8 protein-coding genes are annotated in these 9,382 nt (G+C 32.8%); 4 read left to right on the top strand and 4 right to left on the bottom strand.

The features are described from left to right. Positions 1-2 precede the first annotated feature (2 nt). Positions 3-1,313: a UDP-N-acetylglucosamine 1-carboxyvinyltransferase gene (gene murA / locus ACIQZC_RS06700; protein ID WP_396138464.1), complete on the top strand. Its 1,311-nt coding sequence runs from the start codon at positions 3-5 to the stop codon at positions 1,311-1,313. A gap of 71 nt (positions 1,314-1,384) precedes the next feature. Then, a complete protein-coding gene (locus ACIQZC_RS06695; protein WP_396138463.1) occupies positions 1,385-2,152 on the top strand; it encodes a sulfite exporter TauE/SafE family protein in 768 nt (255 codons plus the stop codon). Positions 2,153-2,184: 32 nt separating this feature from the next. Here ACIQZC_RS06695 and ACIQZC_RS06690 read toward each other — a convergent pair whose 3' ends face one another. Both ACIQZC_RS06690 and aroQ read right to left on the bottom strand, forming a co-directional pair. Beyond that, positions 2,185-4,650, bottom strand: coding sequence for a DUF5686 and carboxypeptidase regulatory-like domain-containing protein (locus tag ACIQZC_RS06690; protein ID WP_396138462.1), 2,466 nt, complete (start codon positions 4,648-4,650; stop codon positions 2,185-2,187). A gap of 50 nt (positions 4,651-4,700) precedes the next feature. Further along, positions 4,701-5,111, bottom strand: coding sequence for a type II 3-dehydroquinate dehydratase (gene aroQ, locus ACIQZC_RS06685; RefSeq protein ID WP_396138461.1), 411 nt, complete (start codon positions 5,109-5,111; stop codon positions 4,701-4,703). A gap of 359 nt (positions 5,112-5,470) precedes the next feature. Here aroQ and ACIQZC_RS06680 point away from each other — a divergent pair, with 359 nt between their 5' ends. Together ACIQZC_RS06680 and xerD are read left to right on the top strand one after the other, a co-directional pair. Continuing rightward, positions 5,471-6,064 (top strand): outer membrane beta-barrel protein, encoded by a 594-nt coding sequence (locus ACIQZC_RS06680; RefSeq protein ID WP_396138460.1) that lies wholly within the window; start codon positions 5,471-5,473, stop codon positions 6,062-6,064. 76 nt (positions 6,065-6,140) lie between these two features. Continuing rightward, on the top strand, positions 6,141-7,040 hold the full coding sequence (gene xerD, locus ACIQZC_RS06675; protein ID WP_396138459.1) for a site-specific tyrosine recombinase XerD: 900 nt from the start codon (positions 6,141-6,143) through the stop codon (positions 7,038-7,040). Positions 7,041-7,151: 111 nt separating this feature from the next. Here xerD and rny read toward each other — a convergent pair whose 3' ends face one another. Both rny and ACIQZC_RS06665 read right to left on the bottom strand, forming a co-directional pair. Next, complete coding sequence (gene rny / locus ACIQZC_RS06670) at positions 7,152-8,714, bottom strand: ribonuclease Y (protein WP_396138458.1); 1,563 nt, start codon at positions 8,712-8,714, stop codon at positions 7,152-7,154. Between the two features lie 209 nt (positions 8,715-8,923). Then, positions 8,924-9,217: a cell division protein ZapA gene (locus ACIQZC_RS06665; RefSeq protein WP_396138457.1), complete on the bottom strand. Its 294-nt coding sequence runs from the start codon at positions 9,215-9,217 to the stop codon at positions 8,924-8,926. Positions 9,218-9,382 lie beyond the last annotated feature (165 nt).

Here is a 9,382-nt window from a genome sequence, read left to right as displayed (position 1 = left end):
GCATGGGAACATTTAAAATTGAAGGAGGAAAATCCTTAAAAGGAGAAATTACTCCTCAAGGTGCAAAAAATGAAGCTTTACAAGTTTTATGCCCAGTTTTACTAACTTCAGAGAAAGTAAGAGTTACCAATATTCCAGACATTATTGATGTCAATAAATTGATTACTTTATTAGGTAATTTAGGAGTAAAAATTCAAAAAAACGGACCTGGAGATTACACGTTTCAAGCCGATGAAGTAAATGTGAATTACTTAAAAACAGAAGCTTTCAAAAAAGAGGGTGGAAGTTTACGTGGTTCAATTATGATTGTTGGTCCTTTATTAGCTCGTTTTGGGTGTGGATATATTCCAAAACCAGGAGGAGATAAAATTGGACGTCGTCGTTTAGATACTCATTTTGAAGGATTCATCAATTTAGGTGCAAAATTTAGATACGAAAGAGAAGACCATTTCTATGGAGTGGAAATCGATGGAAGATTACAAGGTTCTTATATGTTATTAGACGAAGCTTCAGTTACCGGAACGGCAAATATTGTCATGGCGGCAGTTTTAGCAGAAGGAACAACTACGATTTATAACGCAGCTTGCGAACCTTATTTACAACAGTTGTGTAAGATGTTAAATTCAATGGGCGCTAAAATTACGGGCGTTGGATCTAATTTATTAACTATTGAAGGTGTTGAATCGTTAGGCGGTTGCGAACACAAAATTTTACCCGATATGGTTGAAATTGGTTCTTGGATTGGTTTAGCGGCTATGACCCGAAGTGAAATTACCATTAAAAATGTAAGCTGGGATAATTTAGGACAAATTCCTAATGTGTTCAGAAAATTGGGAATTACGTTAGAACGAAGAGGAGATGATATTTACATTCCTGCTCATAAAGATGGATACGAAATTAAAACGGATATTGACGGTTCTATTTTAACTGTTGCCGATGCACCATGGCCTGGATTTACTCCTGATTTACTTAGTATAGTGCTCGTGGTGTGTACACAAGCCCATGGCGATGTGTTAATTCACCAAAAAATGTTTGAAAGCCGATTGTTCTTCGTTGATAAATTAATCGATATGGGTGCGAAAATTATGTTGTGCGATCCGCATAGAGCGGTGGTTATGGGACATAATTTCCAATCACAATTGAAAGCAACTACTATGAGTTCGCCCGATATTCGTGCGGGAATTTCATTACTTATTGCTGCTTTAACCGCAAAAGGAACCAGTACTATTCAAAATATTGAACAAATAGACAGAGGATATGAGCGCATAGACGAACGCCTTCGTGCCATTGGTGCTGATATCGTGAGAGTATAATTTTAGTTTTCAGTTTTCAGTCGCAGTAAACAGTTTTATTGTGACTGAATACTGAGACTGAATACTAAAATATGGAAACTTACATCATCATTTTACTCTGCATTGCTTCTTTTTTAGCTGGTTTTATCGATGCTATTGTAGGCGGTGGCGGATTAATTCAAACACCTGCAGCTTTAATTTTATTGCCTAATTTGCCGGTTGCTTCTGTTATTGGAACTTTAAAAATTCCTGGATTCAGCGGAACTAGTATGGCGGCCTATCATTATTTAAAATCAACAAAAGTCAATTGGAAGTTGTTTTTAATTATGGCTTTTGTATCGTTTGGATTTGCTTATTTGGGTTCAAGTTTACTCAATATTATGCAAAATGACTTCATGAAACCATTACTTTTCTTGGTTTTAATTTTATTGTTATTGTATACCTATTTCAAAAAGGATTTCGGACAGTTTCAAATCGAGAAATTGACGCAAAAGCAAACCTATAGTTACGGAATTTTGATTTGTATTTTCTTAGGTTTTTATGACGGATTCATCGGTCCAGGAACAGGAAGTTTGTTAATAATGGCATTTATTGGAATCTTAGGTTTCGATTTTTTACAAGCCAATATTTATGCAAAACTTGTTAATTTGGCTACCAATTTTGGTTCTATTACATTATTTGTTTTAAAAGGAAAAATCATTTGGACAATCGCAATTCCTATGGCGCTATGCAATGTTACCGGTTCTTGGTTGGGCGCCCGATTAGCTATTTCAAAAGGTAACGGATTTATTCGAATCTTCTTTTTAATTGTTGTTGGAATTGCGTTACTTCGTTTTGGATATGATGTATTTTTTAAATAAAAAAGCACCTCCATTGAAGTGCTTTCTTTATATTAAAATTTCAGGCCAAACATTACGCCATCACCTTGAAAGCCATTTTGATAACTTCTCACATAATCAATGCGTAAAAACCTAAATTTACCCCAACCTATGTTATCAAATCCTACAGTTACTTCTTGGTAAGGTTTAAAATTTGGAACATTAATTTGATGAAAACCACCTATTAAATTCCATTGCAATTTATTCAACAACGGAATCTTATTCATAATATAGCCTTTAAAATTATGCTCAATATGTGTTTCTAAATACGCATCATTTGTAGAATGACTATAATAAGGTAGTAAATTAAACGCATTGAGCGAATTATTCATCATATTAACATGTGTTTGGTTTCCGTTGAAATGTTTGTAATCTACAAACGAAATATTTTCGGCATTAAAGAATTTCCCAGCTTTAAATCGCAATCCAAAATCACCTTTATTTCCAATAGTTTTAGAATAATCAACGACAGCACCAATGAAATCATATTGAAAGTTTTTATTCGTTCCGGCAAAAGCTTTTTCATAACTAAGACTTAAAACCGGATAATCATCGTTTTGAATATTTATTTTGCCGTCGGGTCTTGAAATATATTTTTGACCAAAACGAATTTTAGTTCCTATTTGTCCTTTAATAATGTGGTGTTTTTGAAATGGTGTTGAGGAGTAATTATTCGGTTGCAACGGATCATTTGAAAAATAAGCATCGTCATTTTTAATCAAAGTATAATCTGTATTATTGAATAAAGCACGACGGTTTTCATACAAAACTCGTCCCGAAACAAAAATTCCATTAGTAACTTCTCTTCCATAATTAATTTCGGCAAACTCTTTATTATATAGTTTCATGAAATTGTTCTTGAAAAATAAAGTACTAACTGTATTAATGGTATTGCTTATCGGTTCCAAATTATTAAATTGATTAATACTGCTTCCGCCAGACAAACTAATATAGGCGTTGTTTTGGTTGTTAAATCGGTGGTAATAATTACCTTTTATTCTCAGTCGTTCTTCTGCAAAACCATAATTAAATGTAGAAGTTATAGAGGTGTATTTTCCGTTTTCATCGTTCCATTTTCGGTAGGAAAAACCACTGTCTAAATTCCAGCCTTGAACGGTGTTAAAGCTTAACGAACTTAAATTCGTCAAACCTTGATAATTAAAACTCCAATTTTTAAAGCTATTTTTGTAGGTATAACCCGTAAGTATTTTTTGAATTTTAAAACGATTTCCTTTTGCATCGATAGAATCCATATAAGTCACTGATTTTCTTATGGTTTGAATACTATCTTTTTTAGTATAATTTTTCAATTCTTCTTCCGTTAGTGGAACAGGTCGAGCAGTATTCCAGAAACTTTCTTCCTTTTTGTTCGCATTTTGTGCAAATGAAACGATCTCTTTTCCAAATGTTTTTTTATCAAAAGTCTCTTTAAAAACATAATTACTGAACACATGAGTAAATTTCCCGGTAAATTTCATCCCAAAAATTCCTGCACTAAAGTCTAATGACTGAATATTTTTTGCCCAAATTTTTGTACTTTCATTATAACTGAAATTTTGAGTCAGCTTCATAGTTTCTAAAACAGGCTCTTGCATACGATATCCTTTGATGTCTAAATCGATGCCGTAAATTGCCCAAGAATCTTCTACAATATAAATAAATCCTTCAAAAACGGGTTCTTTGTCTCGTTTAGGAGTTACTTTAATTTTATTAATTAATTGATTTTTTTCGTCAAGAAAAGTACTTTCTAGTTTGTATTTGTAGTAATTAAAAGCATTGTCGGCTATTGGCGAAACCATATTAATACCCAAATCGACATAATTTTCATAAAAGTCATAATTAGTATTCAAAGCAGTATTGTAACTAAAACCGTTATCATTACCTGCAATTTTAGACGCAATTATTTCTTCTTTTAGATTGTCTGGTTTTTCAAATTTTATTTTAGAAACTGTCTCGGATTGATAAATGATACCGCTTCGGGTTGAATCTAGATTGCCTTCCATGTCACCAATTTCAACTCCCATAAATTTTTTCGGAATGTCTTTCACTCTAAAAATACCTCTAGAATAGAAATCAGCTTCAAATTTATCGGTTTTTGCAGCATTCTTTTTGCGCGAAGCAATCGCTTGTTTGATAATTTCATTGGTAGGATTTTCGCCTGTATTGATTACGAGTTCCTTCAGTTCATAATTTTCTTCAATTAAGGTTATGTCTAACTGATAAGGAGTATTTGCATTTGCAATTAGATGTTTTTGTGTTTTAAAACCCAAGTGCTGAAAAATAAGATGTACATTTTTTTTATCGTTGAGGTTTAATTCATACTTACCTAATTCATTTGAAGTAGTACCTATATAGGTGTTCTCAATATAAATATTTACATAAGGTAAGGGTTTTCCGTTTTCATCTTTCACTGTGCCTTTTATTTGAGCAAAGGAAATTAAAGAATAACATAGCGTAAGGGTAAGTAAGATTTTTTGCATAAATAGTTTATTGTTATAGACGATAATAAATAGTAAAAGGTTGTATGAAATTAAAAAGATTTAAGGGCTAAGGCATAACTTTTGAGGCCAAAACCAATAATAACTCCTTTTGCATGGGGTGAAATAAAAGATTGGTGTCTAAAAGTTTCTCTAGAAAACGTATTAGAAATATGAACTTCAACCACGGGTGTAGTAATCGCTTTGATTGCATCGGCAATACCTATAGAAGTATGCGTGTAAGCTCCTGCGTTGAGAATGATCCCATCATAAGTAAAGCCTACTTCTTGCAGTTTGGAAATAAGTTCGCCTTCAATGTTACTTTGAAAATAACTTAATTCTATCGTATGGAATTGATTTTGCAACAATTCAAAATACGATTCAAAACTTTGAGAGCCATAGACTTCAGGTTCGCGTGTTCCAAGCAGGTTTAAATTTGGGCCATTAATAATTAAAATCTTCATAGTTGCCTTATTGATTATTTAAGTGTTGTATGTTTATGTATGATGTAAAAATAGAAAAAACCTTTTAGGAATGATTTTTTTTAATAAAAGTTTAGCTATTTAAATGCTGTTTTAGTCTGGTTTAACGTATGGAATTCTAAAAATCGACAATTTTTTCATAAAATTTATATTAACTATTGCGCTGTAGTTTGTTAATAACTCCAACGATATTTAAGCGACAATTCTTTTTTTTATTTAGTTTTATTGGTTTAGGAGCGAAAAGCGAAAACACCAATAATTGTTAATAACTTATTATTAAATGTTGACAACTTCAAAAAAAACACCTAAATTTGTTATTATTAACTTTAAAATAAATAAACATGAAAAAAGTTTTATTTTCAACCGTAGCTTTATTAGCATTCGGTTTTGTTAACGCTCAAGAAAAATCTAATGGTGGTTTTTCAAAAGGAGATGCATTTGTAACTGGTGCTTTTACATTTGGAAGTACTAATGACAAAGACGCCAAGGTAAAAACTAATGGTTTCGAAATTGCTCCACAAGTGGGTTACTTCTTGACAGAAAACATCGCTATTGGTGGTAAGTTAGGTTTCGGTTCTATGAAAGAAGAAACTAATGGTGTAGATACTGAGGATATGTCAGGTTTAACTTTAGGAGCGTTTGGACGTTACTATTTTACTCCAGCTAATCAGTTTTCATTATTTGCAAACTTTGGATTTGATTATTCATCAATGAAAAGCAACTTGCCTGGTGGTGGAAAATTAACAGGTTTTGATGCTGGTTTAGGAGCAGGTATGAACTATTTCGTATCTTCTAACTTTTCTATTGAAGCTGGTGTAGCTGTATTAGGTATTTCATCTGAAAAATCTGATGCTGCTGGTGCTCAAGGATCTTCTTCTTTTGATTTCGGTGGAGACTGGAGAGCAGTTACTTTCGGAGTTAACTACAAATTCTAATTTGTAATTATTACAATAATCAAAATCCCGCTTCGGCGGGATTTTTTTATTACTTCAAATTTGCTACATTTGACCTATGAGCAATTGGCAATCTTATATCAAAGAATATCAAAATTATTTAAAATTAGAGCGTGGACTTTCAAAGAATACGATTGAAAATTACACGTTTGATGTTGAGAAATTGGTCTTGTTTTTAACTCAAAAAGATATCAGTATATCACCAATCCATATTACCGAGGAAGTTATTCAACAGTTTATTTATGAAATGGCTTCTCAGGTAAATCCAAGAAGTCAATCGCGCTTAATTTCTGGTCTCAAGAGTTTTTTTAATTACCTTATTTTTGAAGACTACAGAAACGATACACCACTTGAATTGATTGAAGTGCCAAAGACCGGCCGAAAACTACCAGATACCTTATCTACTAAAGAAATTGATTCGCTCATACAAGCAATTGATTTATCCACTTCAGAAGGCGAAAGAAACAAGGCAATGTTGGAAACCTTATACAGTTGCGGTTTGCGCGTTTCTGAATTGATTTCGTTAAAAATATCTGATTTATTTTTTGAAGAAGGTTTTATTAAAATAACAGGTAAAGGAAATAAACAACGATTTGTTCCTGTAGGTAAATCAACAATTAAGATTGTTACTTCTTATGTAAATCAAGTTAGGGTGCATTTGTCAATTCAAAAGAACTTTGAAGATACTTTGTTTTTAAATCGAAGAGGACGCCAATTAACTCGAGCAATGGTGTTTACCATTATTAAAAATTTAGCTATCAAAATAAACTTGAATAAAACGATTAGTCCGCACACGTTTCGCCATTCTTTTGCCACACATTTATTAGAAAATGGCGCCGATTTGCGTTCGATTCAATTAATGTTGGGTCACGAGTCCATTACCACGACTGAAGTATACATGCATTTGGATCGAAAATTCTTATCGGAAGTTTTAAATAATTATCACCCTAGGAAATAGTGTTCAGTTTTCAGTCGCAGTAATCAGTCTCAGTTTTATGTATAAAAAAAGGGATTTTCAAATCCTGAAAATCCCTTTTATATTGTTTACTGTTTACTGCGACTAAAAACTTTATTTTGCAATATTTACTGCTCTTGTTTCTCTAATTACCGTAATTTTTACTTGACCTGGATAGGTCATTTCAGTTTGGATTTTTTGTGAAATTTCGAATGATAAGTTGGAAGCAGCATCATCAGATACTTTTTCACTTTCAACAATTACACGAAGTTCTCTACCTGCTTGAATTGCATAGGCGTTTTTAACGCCATTAAATCCAAAAGCAATATCTTCTAGGTCTTTCAAACGTTGAATGTAAGAGTCTAAAACTTGACGTCTTGCGCCTGGTCTAGCACCAGATATTGCATCACAAACTTGGATAATTGGAGAAATCAATGATTTCATTTCAATTTCGTCGTGATGTGCTCCAATTGCGTTACAAACTTCTTCTTTTTCACCATATTTTTCAGCCCATTGCATCCCTAAAATAGCGTGAGGCAATTCACTTTCTGTATCTGGTACTTTACCAATATCGTGAAGTAAACCTGCTCTTTTAGCTAATTTAACGTTAAGACCTAATTCGGCAGCCATAATGCCACAAAGCTTAGCTACTTCTCTAGAGTGTTGTAATAAATTTTGCCCGTATGAAGAGCGGTATTTCATTCTACCGACAACTTTAATTAATTCTGGGTGTAATCCGTGAATTCCTAAATCAATTACTGTACGTTTTCCCGTTTCGATAATTTCTTCATCAATTTGTTTAGCAGTTTTAGCCACTACTTCTTCAATTCTTGCTGGGTGAATACGTCCGTCAGTTACTAATTTGTGAAGTGCTAAACGAGCAATTTCTCTTCGAACTGGGTCAAAACATGAAAGAATAATTGCTTCTGGTGTATCATCTACGATGATTTCAACTCCTGTTGCAGCTTCTAATGCTCTAATGTTTCGTCCTTCACGACCAATGATTCTACCTTTAACATCATCCGATTCTATATTGAAAACAGAAACACAATTTTCAACAGCTTCTTCTGTTCCCACTCGTTGAATGGTGCTGATGATAATTTTCTTGGCTTCTTGATGTGCGGTTAATTTAGCTTCTTCAACAGTATCTTGTATAAAAGACATTGCGTTTGTTTTAGCTTCGGCTTTTAAGCTTTCAACTAATTGTTCTTTTGCTTCATCGGCAGATAATCCAGAAATTGTTTCTAATTGTTCTACTTGATTTTTGTGCAAACGATCAATTTCTTGTTGTTTTTTCTCAAATAGTTCAATTTTTGCTGAATATTCTACGATTTTAGCCTCCGCATCATCATTAACTTTTTTGGCTTTTGCCAATTCATTAGAAATTTGAGATTCTTTATCTCTAATTCTTTTTTCAGCTTCAGCGGTTTTTTTATCTCGAGAAAGAATAACTTCTTCGTGTTCTGCTTTTAATTCTAAAAAGCGTTCTTTAGCTTGAAGAATTTTCTCTTTTTTAGTAGTTTCTGCTTCTACGTTAGCGTCTTTTAAAATTGAACTGGCTTCTTTTTGAGCATTCTTTACAAGGTTTGAGACGTTACTTCTTTCTAAAAATTTAGCTCCTCCAAAACCGCCTCCAAGACCAGCTGCTAATCCAATTACTATATTTAATATATCCATGATATGTGTTAAAAAAATTATATAAAAAAAGCCTACATTAGGTGTTTGTATAAACTCGGTTATACAAGATTTAAGTTAACTTGCAGTTCAAACTTCCCACTAAAGGGCCTGTTATAGTTGCAAAGATTCACTCGTTTAATTTGTTAGTGTTGAGTTTATCAAATATATACTAATGTAGGCAGTATTGTATTTATTGTGTAAGAACGTATTTATTTTGAGAGTAACTCACTCAGTTTTTTATCTAGATTTTGCAATCTAGTTAAAGCGGTTTCACTAGTTTGAGAAGTAGTAATTTGTTTTTGTTCCACTTGGGCCGCAAATTGAAGCGCACACATGGCTAAAACATCTTGTTTGTCTCTCACGGCATAGCTTTGTTCAAACTGTTTAATCATTGCATCAATTTTTTTAGAAGCACTTCTAAGTCCTTCTTCCTGAGATGGCTCCACGGTTAGTGGATAAACGCGATCTGCAATTGATAGTTTAATTTTTAGTTTTTCACTCATATTCTTTCTAATCAGAAAGTTGTGCTATGCAATAATCAATTTCTCGAATTAATGAATTTATTTTGAGTTTTGTTTCTCGTTTATTTTCTTCACTGCCTAATAATGAATTCACCATTTTTAGAGTATCTAACTGATTTTTAAAAGAATCTATTTCAACTGATTGTT

It is taken from the genome of Flavobacterium sp. (assembly GCF_044338735.1).
Lineage (GTDB): Bacteria > Bacteroidota > Bacteroidia > Flavobacteriales > Flavobacteriaceae > Flavobacterium.
This window is presented reverse-complemented; position numbering and strand designations above follow the sequence as displayed.

Excerpts from the sequence above, each read along its gene's own strand:
- murA (WP_396138464.1), top strand. The coding sequence starts at position 3 with ATGGGAACATTTAAAATTGAAGGAGGAAAATCCTTAAAAGGAGAAATT.
- ACIQZC_RS06665 (WP_396138457.1), bottom strand. The coding sequence starts at position 9,217 with ATGAGTGAAAAACTAAAAATTAAACTATCAATTGCAGATCGCGTTTAT.
- ACIQZC_RS06680 (WP_396138460.1), top strand. The coding sequence starts at position 5,471 with ATGAAAAAAGTTTTATTTTCAACCGTAGCTTTATTAGCATTCGGTTTT.
- aroQ (WP_396138461.1), bottom strand. The coding sequence starts at position 5,111 with ATGAAGATTTTAATTATTAATGGCCCAAATTTAAACCTGCTTGGAACA.
- ACIQZC_RS06690 (WP_396138462.1), bottom strand. The coding sequence starts at position 4,650 with ATGCAAAAAATCTTACTTACCCTTACGCTATGTTATTCTTTAATTTCC.
- ACIQZC_RS06695 (WP_396138463.1), top strand. The coding sequence starts at position 1,385 with ATGGAAACTTACATCATCATTTTACTCTGCATTGCTTCTTTTTTAGCT.
- xerD (WP_396138459.1), top strand. The coding sequence starts at position 6,141 with ATGAGCAATTGGCAATCTTATATCAAAGAATATCAAAATTATTTAAAA.
- rny (WP_396138458.1), bottom strand. The coding sequence starts at position 8,714 with ATGGATATATTAAATATAGTAATTGGATTAGCAGCTGGTCTTGGAGGC.